Source organism: Galactobacter valiniphilus, assembly GCF_003575975.1.
Lineage (GTDB): Bacteria > Actinomycetota > Actinomycetes > Actinomycetales > Micrococcaceae > Galactobacter > Galactobacter valiniphilus.
This window is the reverse complement of record NZ_QQXK01000037.1, coordinates 1-16,251: the sequence shown is the minus strand read 5'-3', so window position 1 is coordinate 16,251 and position 16,251 is coordinate 1. Positions and strand designations below refer to the sequence as shown.

The window sequence follows — 16,251 nt, the reverse complement described above, 5'->3', positions numbered from 1 at the left end:
AGGCTCCCCCATGAAGATCCGCATGCTCAGCGTGTTCGTCGACGACCAACGCCGCGCGCTGGAGTTTTACACCAACGTGCTCGGCTTCCAGGTCAAGCACAACATCCCGGTCGGCGAGGACCTCTGGCTCACCGTGGTCTCCCCCGACGAACCCGACGCCGCCGAGCTGCTCCTGGAGCCCGCGGGCCACCCCGCCGTGAAGCCGTACCGCGACGCGCTGCGCGCCGACGGCATCCCCCTGGCGCAGTTCAACGTGGAGGACCTGGGGGCCGAGGTGGCCCGACTCAAGGGCCTCGGCGTCGTCTTCACCATGGAGGTCACCGACGTGGGCGAGGCGCTCGTGGCCGTCCTGGACGACACGTGCGGCAACCTCATCCAGCTCCTGCAGGACAAGCCGGCCGCCAACACGGAGTCGCCCGGCGCCGACTGAGAGGGTCGACTACGCCCCCAGGCACCAGGCCATGACCGCCTGCTGGACGGGGAGCAGGCTCCGCTTGAAGCCGTAGCCGGCAAACGCCGGGTGCGCGATGGCCTCCGCGGAGACCTCCCTGTCCCGCACAAACGGCGGGCACGGGGCCAACACCACCCCGGCGGGTGCGGCCTCGAGGTGCCGCGCCTCGATGCGGTAAGGCTCGAGCGCCTCCGCGTGCCGGCCAGGTCCATCGGTGATGATGATGTCCGCCTCGAGCACCGCCTCGTCCAGGACGGGGTTCTGCCTCACGCCCGCCATCTCGAGCCCCGCCGGGGCGCACTGCGTGAGCCGGATTCCCGAGACAGCGGCGCCCTCCCGCCACGCTCGGCCGATATTGCCGGTGGCTCCGACGAAGAGCACGCGCAGCCCCTCGAGGGAACGCGTTGCCCGCAGGGCGTACAGATCGGAGAGCACCTCGCACGGGTGGTTCTCGTTGGTCATGGCGTTGACCACCGGCAAGGCCTCTGCAACGGCGAGGCCACGGAGCACCTCGAGGTCCGGGTGACGCACCACGGCCAGGGACGCGAACTGCGCCAGGTAGCCGACAACGTCCTCGAGCGCCTCCGGCTTGTCCAGGGTTTCTGGCGGGAAAGCGATGGGTTGCAGCCCGGCGAGTCCCGCCCCGCGCTCGAAGGAAACGCGCGTGCGCAGGCTCGAAGGCGGGAAAAACATCACCGCAGCGCCGTCGAGGGCGGGCCCGCGCCCCGTGGCGTAGGCATCGGCGAGCGCGAAGATCTCGTCGATGTCGGACGGGCTCAGGTCCTCGAGGCTCAGCAGGTGGCGCATGCACCGACCCTACCGACGCTGGCCCGGCTCAGCGCCCCTCGAGGCGGCGCTTCGTCAGGTGCGTCGCCTGGGCGCTCCACGGGTCCTCGGGCCACGGGTGCTTGGGGTATCGCCCACGCATCTCGGAGCGCACCTGCGCGTACGGGCCCGACCAGAAGCTCGCCAGGTCGCTCGTGACGGCGAGCGGCTTGCGCCCCGGCGAGAGCAGGTGGAAGAGCACCGGCGCGCGCCCGTCCGCGAGCCGCGGGGTGTCCGCCCAGCCGAAGCACTCCTGCAGCTTCACGGCCACGACCGGCTGGGAGTCCTCCCCCACGGCCGGGTACTCGATCGCCGCGGTGTTCCCCGACGGCACCGCGAGGCGCTGGGGAGCCAGCTCGTCGAGCCGAGCTGCCTCGGGCCAGGGCAGGAGCCGGCGCAGCGGATCGTGAAGGTCCACCTTGGCCGCCGGGGTCCCTGCGCCGATGCGCTCGAGCTCGGGGCCGAGCCAGTCGTCTAGTCGCGCCAGGAGCGCCGCGTCGGAGACGTCGGGCCACGGCTCGCCGAGGTGCAGGTGGAGGAAGGCGAGGCGCCGGCGCAGCGCCTCCGCGCCCTCAGTGAAGTGCAGGGTGCCGAGGCCCTGCTCGCGCAGTGCGTCGGCGACCGCGCGGGCGCCATCCTCCGGTGTGGGCTTCACGGGCGTGCTCGCGAGCTCGATCGCCCCGAGCGCGCGCACGCGCCTGGCCTGCACCCGCCCGCTCTCGAAGCGCGCCACGACCTCGTCGCGCAGCAGCGGCGCGGCGACCTCGAGCGCGGCCTCCTCATCGAGGGCAGCGGCGGCACGGATGACCGCTCCGGTTCCCGCGGCGGCGTGTCCCTCGGCACGCTGCACCTCGGCGATCGCGAGCCACTCGTGGGCCGCGAGCGGGCTGCCCTCCGGCAGTCCGGCGCGGGTCCCCGAGGCCAGCAGGTACACGCCCGGCGCGGCGCGCCTGGCCACGCGCTCGGGCCAGGCGAGCGCCACGATCTCGCCCACGCCGGGCGCGCCTGAGTGCCCGACGGCGGTGGGACGCTCAGGTGCCGAGGCGCGGCTTGCGCCGCGCTCGCCCAGGGCATCGGCCGCGAGCCGGCCGAGGCGCTTGGCCTCGCGGCGCACCGCCTCTACGCCGCGCAGGGAGCCGTTGCGGGCCTGGCCCACCGCGCGGTCGAGGTCTCCCCCGTCCGCCCGGACGTCGCCGGTCGCGACGGCCACCGCCAGAGCGACGTCGGCCAGGGCCCGCTCGCGCGCGGCGCCGTTGGGCGAGGAGGCGGCGGCCATGCGGGAGGCATCCACGAGGGCGCGACCCCAGCGCGGGTCCACGGGCATCGAGGCGAGCGCCTCGCCCGCGGGCGTCGCCCGGCCGTCTGGGCCGATGGCGCCGAGGGAGCGCAGGGTGGCCTCGGCGTCGTCCAGCGCCGGGGCCAGCGGCGCATCGGGGAGCCGAAGTCCCTCACCTCGCGGGGTTCCCCACACCGCGAGGTCGAGGGCCGCCGCGGTGAGGTCTGCCGTGAGCATCTCGGGGGTGACGTTGGCGGGGGCGGCGGCGAAGGTGCGCTCGTCGTAGCAGCGCACCACCTCGCCGGGTCCCAGGCGGGCGGCGCGACCGGCGCGCTGTTCGGCCGAGGCCCGGGAGGCGGCCACCGTCACGAGGCCGGACATGCCGCGGGCCGCGTCGCGGCGAGGCTCCCGGGAGAGCCCGGCGTCGATCACGAGCCGGACGCCCGGCACGGTCAAGGAGGACTCGGCCAGGGAGGTGGAGACGATGAGGCGGGGCGCGCCGCCGGGCTCGCGGCCCGAGACGGCGCGGTCCTGCTCGCGCGGCGGCACCTGGCCGTGCAGCTGCAGCACCTCGGCGTGCGGGGCCAGGCGGGCGAGCGTCTCGGCGACGCGCGAGACCTCGCGGGCACCGGGCAGAAAGACCAAGGCATCGGCCTCGGGGCTCGTCGCGAGGGTGCGGGCGTGGGCCTCAGCCGCCGTGCGGGCCACGTGGTCGAGGAACTCGCGGGTCACGCCGCGGGAATCCTGGCGGGGCCCGGCCGCCGGCGCCCAGCTCACCGTGAGGGGGAAGAGCGCGGAGGGCGAATCGACGAGCGGGGCCGGGGAGGACTCGGTCCCGAGGAGGGAGGCGAAGCGCGGTGCATCGAGCGTCGCGGACATGGCCACGAGGGTGAGGTCCTCGCGCAGCTCGCGGACCTCGCCAAGCAGGCCCAGGAGCAGGTCGGTGTCGAGCTGGCGCTCGTGGACCTCGTCCACCACCACGGCGGCGACACCGGAGAGCTCGGGGTCGGCGAGCAACCGGCGCAGGAGCAGGCCGGGGGTGACGAACTCGATGAGCGTGCCGGGCCCGGCCTTCCGCTCGCCGCGCACGGCGTAGCCCACGCGCTCGCCCAGCGGGCTGCCGTCCAGAGAGGCCAGGCGGCGGGCCGTCGAGCGCGCGGCGACGCGGCGGGGCTGCGTCACGATGACGCGCGCCTCATGCGCGCTCCGGTTCCGCGCCCGGTCGCCTCCGGTCGCCGGCCCCGGGGCGGCACCCGCGGCGAGCGCCACGGCGTTGGCGACCGCGGGCGGAACCAGCGTCGTCTTACCCGTGCCGGGAGGCGCCTGGACCACGAGGGCCGGCGCCGCGCCGTCGGGCAGGGGCGCCAGGGAGCGCCCCAGTTCGGGCAGCACGGAGGCGAAGGTCAGGCCGCGGCCGAGGTGCGAAAGATCGAAGAGGGCGCTCACGCCTCCATTCTCCCGCGCGTCCTCGACGGTTCAGGCAAGGATGCTCAACCCCACCCCGGCCACCGCGACCGCCCCGGCGCACCAGCGCGCGGCGCGGACGCCGGGCGAGGGCACCCAGGTCCGCCCCGGGTGCTCAGCCTCGAACGCGGACCGCAGCCGAGACTCGGCGCAGAGATACACCGTCACAAGGAGGGCGGCCATCATGTAGATCGCCGCACGCCACTGCGGGACGTCGTACACGGCGCCCGTCAGTTGCCGCCCCAGGCCCACGCCCACGTAGGCCATGAGGGTCACGAAGCCGAAGAGCAGCAGGTACATCACCAACGGCCCACGCTCGCCCGCCGTCCGCTTCTACTGGTGGCAACAATCGCCGCGACGCCAAGCACCGCGCACGCGGCCACGATGATCGCCCCGATCCACTGCATGGTTCCCCCTTCCGCCCGCCCCCCCGGACGTGAGATCAGCGGTACGCCCGCCCCGTGACGTCGGCGTTGAGCAGCACCTCGACGTCGCCGCCGGGGCGCAGCACGTGCAGCGCGCTCGGCGTCTCCTGGAGCACGTAGGCGTCCACGGACGTGCCGTTGCGCAGCGTGATGGTCTCGAGCGAGCTCCATGGGGCCTCGACCGCCACCGCGAGGATCAACGCCCCGATCACCGCGATCACCCAGGAGCGCGCCACGAGCCAATGCACGGCCCGGCGGAAGGCCTTGTCCTGGTCCACCTGCCCCGCGTAGTACAGGGCCGCTGTGAGCACGGCGCAGATGAGCGGTGCCCACCACAGCCCATCGGACACCGCGACGGAGAGCAGCATCGCAGCGCACAACACGGCCAGGGCCATGGCGCTCATGGAGATGCGGTGGCGGTGGCGATGCCACGTCACGCGCAGCAACACGAAGGGCGCCACGGCCGCGAGGATGGCGGCTGCGAGCACGGGACTGGAGAAGGCGGTTCCGGCGATGATGCCGACCGAGTCGCCGAAGTCGAAGGCGTCAAGCACGCGGGAGGCGACCTCCCAGTCCCAGTGGGACACGGCCAGGATGCGCAGCAGCAGGAAGATGACGAGCGCCCCGGCGGACACCCCCACCACGGTGGCGCCGCTCGCCTCGCCGTCGCCGTTCGCGCGCGCCGCCTCGGCCTTCGCTTCCTGGTGCCCCATCTCTCCCCCACCGCTCGAGCCCGTTCCGGGTGCTGCGGCCACCTTAGCGAGGAGAGCGGTTCAGCGCAGGCGCGGGGCCGCGTCGATCAGCTCGCGTGTGAACGGATGCCGGGGCGCGGCCAGCACGGCCTCCGTGGGCCCGGACTCCACGATGGTGCCGCCGTCCAGCACCGCGAGGTTGTCGCTCGCGTGACGGATGACGCCGAGGTCGTGCGAGACCAGCAGGATGGCTAGCCCGCGCTCCTCCTGCAGTTCGTCGAGGAGATCCAAGACGCGCGCCTGCACGCTCGCGTCCAGCGCGGACACGGGCTCGTCGCACAGCAGCACGGAGGGCTCCACGGCCAGGGCGCGCGCGATCGCGACGCGCTGCCGCTGCCCGCCGGAGAGCGTCCGCGGGTGCGCATCGGCCACCGCGGCGCTCAGGTGCACCGACTCCAGCAACCCACGCACCGCCGACGCGTCCCGCCGCCCCAGGGCATCCGTCAGGATCCGCCCCACGCTCCAGCGCGGCTCGAAGGAGCCGAGGGGGTCCTGCACGATCATCGCCTGCTCGCGCCGCCTGGCCCGGCGCCGGCGCTCCGGCAGCGCCGACCACGCCTCACCGCCCAGCAGCACCTCGCCGGCCTCGATCGGGACCAGCCCGGCCGCGGCGCGCAGGAGCGTCGACTTGCCGGAGCCGGACTCGCCCACGAGGCCGAGCGTCCGCCCGCGCTCCAGGCGCAGCGAGGCCCCCACCACGGTGGGCGCGTCGGCCCCGCGGTGACGGATGGTGACCTCTCGCAGCTCAAGAACGGGTGTGCCGCCCGCCTCGCCTGAGGAAGGCACGACGGCGGCCGGCCCGGCCGGGTGCCCTGCCTCGCCGGGGCGGTGCTCGCCACCGCCGGGCTCGCCGTTCGCCGGCGCGGCACCCACGGGGCGCTCAGCGTCCCCGCCGGCCAGGCGGGCTGCGGCACCCACGCCGGGCACGGCGTCGTCGGGCAGGAGGCGCTCACCGCGCGGGCGCTCCCACGGCACGGAGGCGACGAGCCGCCGCCCCTCGGCGCTCATCGGCGCGGCGAGCACCGATCCCACAGGCCCGCGCTCCACGATCCGGCCGTCGTCCATGATGGCGACCTCGTCGGCCACGCGGCGGGCGGCGGCGAGGTCGTGCGTGATGAAGAGCAGCGCGCCGCCGGCCTCGACGCGGGCGCGCAGCAGCGAGAGGACCACGGCCTGGCGCGTGGTGTCGAGGGCCGTGGTGGGCTCGTCGGCGATGACGAGCTCGGGGTCGGCGGCGAGGGCGGCGGCGATGAGCGCGCGCTGGCGCATGCCGCCGGAGAGCTCGTCCGGGCGGCGCGAGGCCGCGGCGGGATCGAGGCCCACGGAACGCAGGAGCGCAGGCAGGTCCAGGGGTACGCCGGCCAGCCGGGCTGCGTCGGCCACCTCGCGGCCCACGGGCCGCAGGGGGTCGAGGGAGCCGAGGGCGTCCTGTAGCACCGTGCCCACGCGGCGCCCGCGGACCGAGCGCCAGGCCCGCTCGCTGAGGGAGAGGGCGTCCGCGCCCACCACGCGCAGCTCCTCGGCGCTCACCGAGCCGCCCGTCAGGCCCACCAGGGCGCGGGCCGTGACGGACTTGCCGGAGCCGGATTCGCCGACCAGGGCCAGGCACGTCCCGGGCGCGATGCTCAGGTCGATGCCGCGCACCACCTCCACGCCGTCGAAGGCGACGCGCAGGCCGCGCGCGTGAACGATGGGCGCGTTCACCTGGCACCGCCTCGCCCGGCCCAGCGGGCGGAGAGGCGACGCCCGGCCAGCGTGGCCACCACGCCAACCCCCACGATCGCGAGCCCGGGGAACACGGTCATCCACCATCCATTGCTGATGTAGGTGCGCCCGGCGTTGAGCATGGCTCCCCACTCCGGCGCGGGCGGCGGGGCGCCGAGGCCCAGGTAGCCCAGCGCCGAGGCCCACACGATCGCCTGACCGACGCCCAGCGTCGCGACGGCGAGCAGCGGCCCCAGCGCGCCGGGCAGGATGTGCCGCCACACGATCGCGACGGGCCCCTTGCCCAGCATCCGCGCGGCCTCGACGTGCCCCGAGCGGGAGACGCGGCGCACCTCGGAGCGCAGCAGCCGCGCGTAGCCGGGCGCGCTGGAGAGCCCCACGGCCACGATCACGGTGGCCACGCCGGGCCCGCGCACGGCGATGAGCAGGAGCGCCAGCAGCAGCGTGGGGAAGGCGAGCATCGCGTCGATGAGGCGCGAGCCGGCGGCATCGAGCCAGCGCCGGCCGAGCCCCGTCACGAGGCCGAGCACGGCGCCGAGCCCCACGCCCAGCAGCGTGGAGAGCACGCCGATCAGGACCGAGGAGCGCGTCCCGTGGACCACGCGCGTGAAGAGGTCGCGGCCGGACTCGTCCGTGCCGAAGGGATGTCCCCAGCGCGGGGAGAGGAAGGACTCGCGCGGGGCGATCGCGAGCGGATCGCCGGGCGCGATGAGCCCTGGCACCGCGGCGCAGAGGAGGATCACGAGGCCGCAGGCGGCCAGGAGCCAGGTGCCGGGGCGCAGCCGCGCCAGCCGGTGCACGACGGCGCGCGGCCGGGTCTCGCTCAGAGCGGCGCTCATGCCGCCGCCCTCCGGTCCACGAGCGCCACGAGCGCGTCGGCCAGGAGGGTGACGAGCACGTAGCCGAGCGCCGACACGAGCGTCACGCCGAGCACGAGCGGCACGTCCCTCGCCGTCACGGCGGAGAGCAGGGCGCGCCCCAGGCCGGGCCGCGCGAACACCGTCTCCACGACCACCGCGCCGGAGATGAGGTAGCCGAAGGCCCAGCCGGAGAGGTTGATCCCGGGGACGAGGCCGTGGCGCAGGGCATGGCGCCAGCGCAGGCCCCAGGGCGTCTCGCCTCGGGTCCGAGCGGCCGCGGCGAAGGGGGCGTCGAGCGCTGAAAGCATGCCCTCACGCATGGTCTGGGCCAGGTAGCCGGCCAAGGGAACGGCCAACGCGAGCGCGGGCAGAACCAGCCCGCGCGCGCTGTTGTCGGAAACGGCGGGGAACCAGCCAAGCTGCGTCGAGAACACCATGACCAGCACCGCGGCGAGCCAGAAGCCGGGCAGCACGGAGGCCACGAGCTCCAGTCCGGAGGCGAGCGCGGCCGCGAAGCGCGAGCGGCCCGTCGCCACGAGCGCCGTGCCGAGTGCGAGCACCCAGGCCACGGCGAGGGAGCAGAACGCGAGCAGCAGGGTGGGCCAGAGGAGCGGCGCGATGACGTCCACGACCGGCAGCTTCTGCCCGTAGGAGACGCCGAGGTCTCCGCGCAGGAGCTGCCCCAGGTAGTTCAGGTACTGCTGCGGCAGGGGCTGGTCCAGCCCGAACTGCTCGCGCGCGGCCTGCAGCGCTGCGGCGGAGGCCTGGCTGCCCGGACCGCCCACGGCGGCCTCGGCCGGATCGCCCGGGAGCGCCTGCAACACGACAAAGCCCAGCGTGGCCACGAGCCAGATCGCCACGACGGCGCCCAGCAGCCGCCACAGCGCCGCAAGCCACCAGGGACTGCGGTGCCCGCGAACGGCGGGGGCGCCGGCCCCGGGTCGCCCGGCCGGCCCCGCCGGCCCGGGCGCCGCGGCACCCGGGCCGGGCACGGCGGAGGCCCCCGGCTCCCCACCCAAGGTGGGGCCGGGGGCCGACCGTGCGTCGTGGTGCATGCTCACGCGATCAGTGGATCACGTTTGTTCAGACCGCGGGAATCGGCTTCACGTCCAGGAAGGTGGGCGTGTTGACCGTGGGGAGGGCGCGCAGGCCCTCGATCCCGGCGCGGTAGAGGTAGTGGTTCTGCTGGTCGAAGATCGGCAGGATGACCTGCTTCTTGGCGATGATCTCCTGCGCCTGCTTGTACAGCTCGCCGCGCTTGGCCTCGTCGTTCACCGTGGCGCTGGCCTGGTCCAGGATCTTGTCCAGCTCGGGGTCGCTGATCTGCGCGTGGTTGGCGAAGTAGCCGGACGGCGCGGGCTTGATGCCGGAGGAGTGGTAGAGGATGCGCAGCACGTCCGGGCCCACCTTGGTGTAGGGCGCGGAGACGAGCTCGTACTCGTTCTTGCCCAGCGCGCCGTACCAGCTGGAGAGGTCAAGTAGCGAGATCTGCACGTCGAAGCCCGCGGCCTTGGCGCCGGCCTGGAGCTGCGTGAAGAGCGACTGCTCGGCCGGGGCGGACTGGTTCGTGGAGACCGGGAAGCGCACCGTGAGCTTCTTGCCGTCCTTCTCGCGGATGCCGTCGGCGCCCACGGTCCAGCCGGCCTCGTCGAGCAGCTTCTTGGCCGCCTCGAGGTCGTAGGGGTACGCGTCTGCTGACTGCACGGCCAGCGGCTCGGCGCTGGAGAGCGCGGAACCCGAGCGCGGGGCGGTGCCCTTGAAGAGCGACTCCACGCCGGCGTTGACGTCCACCGAGCGGATGAACGCCTCGCGGACCTTGTGGTCGTTGAACGGCGCCTGGCCGGAGTTCAGCTCAATCCGGTTGGAGGCGCCCGGGCGCGGGGCGTTGAGGTCCTTGATCGCGGAGCCCTCGGCGCCGGCGGCCTGGATGTTCTCCGGCAGCGGGTTGTCGATGACGTCCACCTCGCCCGACTGGAGCGCGGCGTAGCGCGTGGCCGAATCCGGGATGAAGCGCCACGTGATGGCGCTCAGCGCGGCTTGGCCGGACTGCGTCGCGGCGTCGGCCGGGGCCGTCGTGTAGGCGTCGTTGCGGACGAGCTCCACTCGGTCCTGCTTGGCCCAGGAGGCCACCTTGAACGGGCCGGTGCCCACGGGGGCCGCGCAGTTCTCCTCCTGGGAGCGCTTGAGGGCCGTGGGGCTCTCGATCGCGTTCCAGGTCTGGGCGAAGGACTCCAGCAGCGCCGAATCCGGGGCGCTCAGGTGCACCACGGCCTCGAGCTCCGAGGCGCCCTTGGTCACCGAGGTGATCTTGGCGAAGGCCAGGTAGCCCGTGGAGGAAGCGGTGTCCGGATCCTGCAGGTGGTCCACGTTCGCCTTGACGGCCTCCCAGTTCAGGGCGGTCCCGTCGGTGAACTTGACGCCGTCCTTGAGCGTGAAGGTGACGGTCTTGCCGTCCTCGGCCACCTCCCACTTGCTGGCGAGCCACGGGATGATCTTGCCGTCCTTGTCGCGGCTGACCAGGTTCTCCAGGTACTGAGTGGCCACGAGCGCCTGCGGGTAGTTGCCGCCCACGTGCGGGTCGAGGCACTCCGGCTCGGCGTCGCCGGAGGCGTACGTCAGCGTGGTCTTGGTCTTCACGGTGCCCGACGACGCGGGGCCGGCCTGGGTGCCGGAGGAGCAGGAGGTGAGCGCGAGGGCTCCGGCGGCCGCGATGGCGGCCGCGGCGAGCGCGCTGCGGGTAAGGCGAGACATCGACTGAGGACGTGCTTTCTCTTCAGGACAGGGGGCGCGCGGGCGGGCCGGGCGCAATGGCGTCGATTCTCCCCGCCCCGGCCCGGGTGTCCCGCGCCGGGGGTCGCACGGCCCGTCACAATGTCCCCGGGGCTTCACGCGCCGCCGCACGGGCGGGCCGGGATTCCCGGGGTACCGACATGCAACGTTCATGCAACGTCCGTGCCACGCTCCTGCCGGGCCGGGGCGGCGGCATCGCTCGGCCGGGCCCGGCTCCGGGGCACGGCTCCCCCGAGTTCGCGGCCCTGCGCTTCTTGTCTGAGCCGGCCGCGGCGCGCCGGACGGGATGCCTCATGAAACGCCGCCGCGGTCAAGGCCTTTCGCTTGCATGGCCTCGCTGGCGCGGCGAAGTTGCCCGGTTTCCAAGGCCCGGGGCAGACTCGGAATCCTCCGGCGCTCACCCGCTCCGGGAACCTCCGCCACCGCCACGAGCCCAGGAGCCGACCGCCGTGACCGATCCGTGGGATCACAGCCAGCTCGCCGCCGCGCGTGCCGGGAGCCCGCTCGCCGCGCTGGTTCCCCTGGCCCACGCCCTGCTCGGCGGGGCGGCCCGCGAGGCGGGGGTGTTGCTCGTGGTGACGGACCCCGCCGGACGCCTGCTCTGGCTGGATGGCGCCGACACGGATCTGGCCGAGGCCGAGGGCTGGGGCCTCGTCGCTGGAACCGAGTGGGCGCTCGTGGGTGGAGCGCTCTCCGGCTTGGGTCGCGCCCTGGCGACCAAGGCGCCGTCGCGCTCTCCCCGCGGACCCGGCCTCCCCCAACCCTTCGCCGCCGTGGCGGTGCGCGATCCGCGCCAGGGCACGCTGTGCGGCGCGCTCGGCATCACGGGCGGCGACGCGGCCCTGGCACCCTTCGTGCTCGCCGCGCTGCGCGGTGCGGCGGCCACCCTCGAGTCGCACCTGGCCACCACGGCGCTGCCGGCCGGGCCCGCCGTGCCGGTGGGTTCGGCGTCCGCCCACGCACTCCTGCGGCTCACGGGCCCGGACGCGCCCACCCTCGACACGCCCCACGGAACCTCGTCGCTGGGCCGGCGCCACGCCGAGCTGCTCGCCGTGCTGGCCGCCGCCCCCGCGGGGCTCGACGGCGCCGAGCTGGTTCGCCGCGTGTACTCGCAGCCGGTCTCCGGCGTGACGCTGCGCGCCGAGATCGCGCGCCTGCGCAAGGCGCTCGAGGAGAGCGGCGCGCTGGACGCCGGGGTCTCGCTCGGCTCGCGCCCCTACCGGCTCAGCGGAGTGGAGGATGACGCCACGCGCGTGGCCGCCCACCTGGCCCGCGGCGCCCTGGTCCCCGCCCTCAACGAGTACGGCGGGGAGCTCCTACCCGGCTCCGACGCCCCCGAGATTCTGCGGCGCCGCGCGGAGCTCTCCACCGCGCTGCGCGGCGCGGTGCTCGGCTCGGCCCAGGCGGAGGCGCTGAGCGCATTCCTCGCCCTGCCCGAGGCCGCACAGGACGCCGAGGCCTGGGCCGCGGCGGCGCAGCTCATGCCGTCCGGCTCGCCCCGGCGCGCCACTGCGGAGGCCAGGCTGGCTGCGCTCCGGGCGCGCTGAGCACGCCGGCGCAACGGGTGCAACGCGACTGCAACGCACCTCGGGGTAACGTGCGCGCACGCCCCTGGGCGCGTGCTGTGGATCGGCGGCGGGGAACCGTTCTCTGCTGTCCGCCCATTGCCCAGCACGCGCGCACGGGGCACAGTTGATGCACTACGCCCCGACCCCCGCAGGAGGAGCGCATGCCAGGCCCCGGCAGCAGCACCCACCGCCTGGGCGGTGCCGTGCCTGGTGCTCCGGGAAGCGGGCTGGGCGACGGCCGCGAGTTTTCCGACGTGCGCGCGCTCGTGCGCGATTCCTGGGTGCGTTCCAGTTCCCGGCTCCCCCACCCCACGCAGGCAGTGGTCTCCGACGTGCTCGGCTCGGACGAGCTGGCCCACCGCCGCGCAGCCCACCCCCTGAACTCCGTCTTCCCGCTCATCCGTTCCCTGCTGGCCCAACCCGCACGCGATCACGGGCTCATCATGGCCGTGGGCGACGAGCTGGGCCGCCTGCTCTGGGTCGAGGGCGACCCGCTGACGCGTTCCCGCGCCGAGGAGATGGCGTTCCTGGCCGGCGCCGATTGGTCCGAGGAGTCGATGGGCACCTCCGCTCCGGCGCTGGCCCTCACGACGGGCTCCGCCGTGCAGGTCCTGCGCGAGGAACACTTCAGCCCGCTGGCCGTTGACTTCTCCTGCTCGGCCGTCCCGCTGCTCAATCCCCACACCGGCGCCCGCCTTGGATTCCTCGACCTCACGGGCGACGACCGCGCCGCCGATTCGCTCATCCTCCCGTACCTGCGCGCCACGGCCGCGGCGGTGCAGGCCCACCTGCTCACGGCCCTTCCGGCGCCTGCCTCGCCGGCGCTGTCGCCGCTCACCGGGGCGCTTCCGCTGATCGCCGCGCAGGGCGGCACCCCCGTGCCCGACGGCGCGGGGTCGGTTTTCATCGATGGCGACACCTCCGCGAGCGGCCGGGCCCCCGGCCTCGGGGCCGGTGCCGCCGAACCGTGGGTCGAGCCCGGCCACCCCGCCGCGCCCACCCGCCAGCGCGAGCGCATCGAGGTGTCCTCGGCCAGGCCCGCCCCCGGCCCCGCGCCGACCGCCGCCTCGGGCGCGGTGGAGGCGGCCGCCGTCGTGCATCTGACCGGGCCGGAGCTCCCCGAGCTGCACGTGGGCGCCGCGGTCACGCGGCTCTCCCTGCGCCACGCCGAGATCCTGGGGCTGCTCGCCGCCGCGCCGCACGGGCTGGAGGCCGGCGAGCTGAGCGCGCGGCTCTACCCCGTGGAGGTGCCGGCCGTGACGCTGCGCGCCGAGCTCGCGCGCCTGCGCAAGGTGCTTGAGTCCTCCGGGGCCGCCGCCGCCGGCGTGGAGCTGACCTCCCGGCCGTACCGGCTCTCGGGCGTCGATGCCGACGCGCTGTGCGTGGGACGACTCCTGGACCGCGGCTCGCACCGGCAGGCGCTGGCTCGCTATCGCGGCGAGCTGCTGCCGGCGTCGGAGGCGCCCGGCGTGCTCGAGTGGCGTGACGAGCTGGCCGCGACGCTGCGCGAGGCGGTGCTCTCGGACGGCTCGGTGGAGACGCTGCTCGAGTACCTGGCCCGCCCCGAGGCCCGCTACGACGACGAGGCGCTGGAGACGGCGCTGCGCCTGCTGCCGCCGCGCTCGCCCAAACGGGCCGGCATCCTCACGCGACTCGAGGCGCTGCGGGCGCAGATCGCCTGAGCGGCTCCTACCTCTAGTGCAAGGTCGCCGTGTATAAGAGTTCGGCCGATACCGACATCACCACGGCAAGGACGACCAGCGGCACAACGAAGCTACGCATCTCCGACTTCCAATTCAGCCTCCTCCCGAAGCCGTCGCACGGTTCGCCGCCGTTGATACGCATGTTTCCCGCCCAGACGCTGGGGCACAGTGCGATCAGGCCGCATCCAAACAACACCCAGGCCACCGCGGCCGGCCACTCGACGCCCCACCAGGCAACGCCCGCTGCCACGACGAGCGCCGCCGGGACGGACACCGCGGCGATCCACAGCGCAAGCCGTTCGAGGCGCCAGATCCAGCGCCACGTCCGTTGGGCTCCGGGGTCCCGATAGTCGGTGCGGTCCGGGGTGGCTGGCCGGGGTTCGGACACGGGCTTGGGAGCCGGACGATCGGCGCGTCCGCGGGCCCGGTGTCGGCCCCGCCTGCCCGTCTCGCCCGTTTTCATGACCCGAGGAACCAGCTCGGAAAGACCGTTGACCATGGCATGCCCGTGGCTTCCACCCTCCAACACTGTGCGACCAGCAGGCCAGCGACAACTATGAGCGCACCGAATGCCGGCAGGGCGGCGGCCTCAGCCGGACGGTGACCCTGCGCCTCTCCGGGAAGCCCCTCACCGCGCCACAGAATCATCGACCCGACGAGCAGGACGCCTGCTGCAACCAGGCTGGCAGAGACAGCCACGCGTGCCATCCCAGGGAACACAAGGGTGCCAACGGTCGCCGCTATGACCACTCCGAGCAACAATCCGATCGCCCAGCGGAGGTAGAACACCGCGTCGCGCCGGACCTGAGGGGGCGGGGCGGTCTCTTCCTGAGGCATGCTTCGAGTCTCGCATGGCGCCCCCGACTTTGCGTGCCTTGCGCCGTGAAGGCGGCACCCTTGACGACACGCGGCACGCAAACTTTCGCGAACACCCCACACACGACGACGCCCGGCCGGGTTTCCCCGGCCGGGCGCCTCACGCTTGCCTCGCCGCTGGGCAAGCCCGCGGCTACTTCAGGACGATGCTCTTGAACTGCACGAGCCCGTCGGGGCGGTCGTAGGTCCAGGCGATCGCCTTGCCGTTGACCACCGGGGTGTTAAGGCTGCCGGTCTTGGTCTTGAGGAGCTGCGCCTTTCCGGTGTCCACGTTCATGATGTAGACGCCCTTGCCGCGGGCCTCACCACCGTGATCCCGGACGTCCCAGACCGCGCGGGCCCCGCTCACGCCGGTCCAGCTGGGGACCGTGCCCTTCGGGACGTTGATGCGCCACGCCTGGCGGGTCTTCAGGTTGATGACCAACTGACCCGAGGTTCCCGCCGCCGAGAGCGTCAGCGTGCGCCCGGAGGCGTCGAAGGTCCACGGGCCGTCACCGATCTGCGAGCCGAGGCCGGCGCCCTTGAAGGTGAGCAGGCGCTTGGCGCCACCGGAGGTCAGCACGTCGATGCCGCGCACCGTGTACATAGCGTCGAAGTCGTCATCGCCGAAGGCCGACCCCGTGCGCACCACCAACAGGCCCGCATCGGTGACGCGCGGGTCGCGGGCGTCCTTGGCCACGACCTTCGTGGCGCCGCCGCTCAGCGCGCGGGAAACCACCTCGTTGCGCAGCTTGCCCGCACCGGCGGAGACGTAGCGCGTCCAGTAGATCCGCGAGCCGGAGATCGCCGGGCTGCCGCTGACGAGGCCGGCGGGCTTGCCGAGGTTGGCGGCCTTGGCGCCCGCGCCCGTGAAGCGCAGCAGCTCCCCGTCCACGGAGATCCCGTAAACCGCGGATCCGCGCACCACCGCGGTGTAGAGCGGCGCCGTGCGCCCCTTCTGGAAGGCCTGGGGGCCACTCTTCGTGTATTCGCGCAGGCGGCCCTGGTCGTCGATGCCTACGCCGTGGCCGTTCGGCAGGGTGCCGACGAGCTGCACCACGTGCCCCTGGTTGTGGTCTACGCGCAGGTAGTAGGAGGACGCGCTCAGCGCCGTGGGGGTCAGTTCCTTGGCCTTGAGGGCGGTGCCGTTGCCCCAGGTCCACTGGGTCTTCACGGCGCTGACAGACGCCGCGCGAGCTGCCGTCACGTGGCTTGCCGAGGTGGGAGCGGCGAGGGACGGTGCTGCGGGGATCACCACGACCGCCGAGCTCAGCGCGACGGTGGCGGCAAGAGCAAGGGCGGGACGCTTGGCGAACGAAACGGACCTGGACTTGCCTTTCTCGATGCGGCATTGAGCCGCTCGTGTGGATGAGGTGTGTCGGTGGCGAGGCCCCCACCTCGTGCCGATAGCGATGAGTTTTCACCCGCCAGGGCCGCCTGTCACGAGGGTTTTTTATTCGAGACCAAACCGCCTTCTAGCTGTATTGCCCCGCCAGGTTGGGTACGCGGCTGGCGGGGGTGGAGCCCTTGAGTGATGTGTGGCCGCGGTGGTGATTG

The 16,251-nt window shown here is 74.0% G+C and carries 14 protein-coding genes; 3 read left to right on the top strand and 11 right to left on the bottom strand.

Annotation, left to right across the window (positions count from 1 at the left end):
• Nucleotides 1-10 precede the first annotated feature (10 nt).
• The gene (locus DWB68_RS14460; RefSeq protein ID WP_119425828.1) at nt 11-430 is read left to right on the top strand and encodes a VOC family protein; all 420 of its coding nucleotides are present in this window, start codon (nt 11-13) and stop codon (nt 428-430) included.
• A 9-nt stretch (nt 431-439) separates the two neighbouring features.
• On the opposite strand, the gene DWB68_RS14455 is transcribed toward DWB68_RS14460, so the two are convergent.
• The 8 genes from DWB68_RS14455 to DWB68_RS14420 all read right to left on the bottom strand — a co-directional run bounded on the left by DWB68_RS14455 (nt 440) and on the right by DWB68_RS14420 (nt 10,529).
• Nucleotides 440-1,258 carry an ornithine carbamoyltransferase gene (locus DWB68_RS14455; protein ID WP_119425827.1) on the bottom strand — a complete coding sequence of 273 codons (819 nt, stop codon included), beginning with the start codon at nt 1,256-1,258 and terminating at the stop codon, nt 440-442.
• Nucleotides 1,259-1,286: 28 nt separating this feature from the next.
• Nucleotides 1,287-3,998 (bottom strand): ATP-dependent helicase HrpB, encoded by a 2,712-nt coding sequence (hrpB, locus tag DWB68_RS14450; protein ID WP_119425826.1) that lies wholly within the window; start codon nt 3,996-3,998, stop codon nt 1,287-1,289.
• Nucleotides 3,999-4,028: 30 nt separating this feature from the next.
• Nucleotides 4,029-4,322 (bottom strand): hypothetical protein, encoded by a 294-nt coding sequence (locus DWB68_RS14445; RefSeq protein WP_147391703.1) that lies wholly within the window; start codon nt 4,320-4,322, stop codon nt 4,029-4,031.
• Nucleotides 4,323-4,458: 136 nt separating this feature from the next.
• Entirely contained in the window at nt 4,459-5,154 is a 696-nt protein-coding gene (locus tag DWB68_RS14440; protein WP_119425824.1) for a hypothetical protein, read from the bottom strand.
• Between the two features lie 60 nt (nt 5,155-5,214).
• On the bottom strand, nt 5,215-6,897 hold the full coding sequence (locus tag DWB68_RS14435) for an ABC transporter ATP-binding protein (RefSeq protein ID WP_233548856.1): 1,683 nt from the start codon (nt 6,895-6,897) through the stop codon (nt 5,215-5,217).
• Complete coding sequence (locus DWB68_RS14430; protein ID WP_119425822.1) at nt 6,894-7,757, bottom strand: ABC transporter permease; 864 nt, start codon at nt 7,755-7,757, stop codon at nt 6,894-6,896. The genes DWB68_RS14435 and DWB68_RS14430 overlap by 4 nt, the downstream gene beginning before the upstream one ends.
• Nucleotides 7,754-8,833, bottom strand: coding sequence for an ABC transporter permease (locus tag DWB68_RS14425; protein WP_119425821.1), 1,080 nt, complete (start codon nt 8,831-8,833; stop codon nt 7,754-7,756). Before DWB68_RS14425 ends, DWB68_RS14430 begins: the two co-directional genes overlap by 4 nt.
• A 28-nt stretch (nt 8,834-8,861) precedes the next feature.
• The gene (locus tag DWB68_RS14420) at nt 8,862-10,529 is read right to left on the bottom strand and encodes an ABC transporter substrate-binding protein (RefSeq protein WP_119425820.1); all 1,668 of its coding nucleotides are present in this window, start codon (nt 10,527-10,529) and stop codon (nt 8,862-8,864) included.
• 488 nt (nt 10,530-11,017) lie between these two features.
• Here DWB68_RS14420 and DWB68_RS14415 point away from each other — a divergent pair, with 488 nt between their 5' ends.
• Nucleotides 11,018-12,115, top strand: coding sequence for a transcriptional regulator (locus DWB68_RS14415; protein WP_119425819.1), 1,098 nt, complete (start codon nt 11,018-11,020; stop codon nt 12,113-12,115).
• A gap of 182 nt (nt 12,116-12,297) precedes the next feature.
• Nucleotides 12,298-13,818 carry a sigma-54-dependent transcriptional regulator family protein gene (locus DWB68_RS14410; protein WP_119425818.1) on the top strand — a complete coding sequence of 507 codons (1,521 nt, stop codon included), beginning with the start codon at nt 12,298-12,300 and terminating at the stop codon, nt 13,816-13,818.
• Nucleotides 13,819-13,831: 13 nt separating this feature from the next.
• Here the strand turns inward: DWB68_RS14410 and DWB68_RS14405 are convergent, their stop codons facing one another.
• The 3 genes from DWB68_RS14405 to DWB68_RS14395 form a co-directional block, all read right to left on the bottom strand.
• The gene (locus tag DWB68_RS14405; protein ID WP_147391702.1) at nt 13,832-14,227 is read right to left on the bottom strand and encodes a hypothetical protein; all 396 of its coding nucleotides are present in this window, start codon (nt 14,225-14,227) and stop codon (nt 13,832-13,834) included.
• Nucleotides 14,228-14,298: 71 nt separating this feature from the next.
• Nucleotides 14,299-14,676: a hypothetical protein gene (locus tag DWB68_RS14400; RefSeq protein WP_119425816.1), complete on the bottom strand. Its 378-nt coding sequence runs from the start codon at nt 14,674-14,676 to the stop codon at nt 14,299-14,301.
• Nucleotides 14,677-14,848: 172 nt separating this feature from the next.
• Nucleotides 14,849-15,868, bottom strand: coding sequence for a hypothetical protein (locus tag DWB68_RS14395; protein ID WP_119425815.1), 1,020 nt, complete (start codon nt 15,866-15,868; stop codon nt 14,849-14,851).
• Between the last annotated feature and the right edge of the window lie 383 nt (nt 15,869-16,251).

Coding starts and splice junctions, on each gene's coding strand:
- DWB68_RS14410 (WP_119425818.1), top strand. CDS start 12,298: ATGCCAGGCCCCGGCAGCAGCACCCACCGCCTGGGCGGTGCCGTGCCT.
- DWB68_RS14400 (WP_119425816.1), bottom strand. CDS start 14,676: ATGCCTCAGGAAGAGACCGCCCCGCCCCCTCAGGTCCGGCGCGACGCG.
- DWB68_RS14430 (WP_119425822.1), bottom strand. CDS start 7,757: ATGAGCGCCGCTCTGAGCGAGACCCGGCCGCGCGCCGTCGTGCACCGG.
- DWB68_RS14425 (WP_119425821.1), bottom strand. CDS start 8,833: ATGCACCACGACGCACGGTCGGCCCCCGGCCCCACCTTGGGTGGGGAG.
- DWB68_RS14420 (WP_119425820.1), bottom strand. CDS start 10,529: ATGTCTCGCCTTACCCGCAGCGCGCTCGCCGCGGCCGCCATCGCGGCC.
- DWB68_RS14440 (WP_119425824.1), bottom strand. CDS start 5,154: ATGGGGCACCAGGAAGCGAAGGCCGAGGCGGCGCGCGCGAACGGCGAC.
- DWB68_RS14455 (WP_119425827.1), bottom strand. CDS start 1,258: ATGCGCCACCTGCTGAGCCTCGAGGACCTGAGCCCGTCCGACATCGAC.
- DWB68_RS14460 (WP_119425828.1), top strand. CDS start 11: ATGAAGATCCGCATGCTCAGCGTGTTCGTCGACGACCAACGCCGCGCG.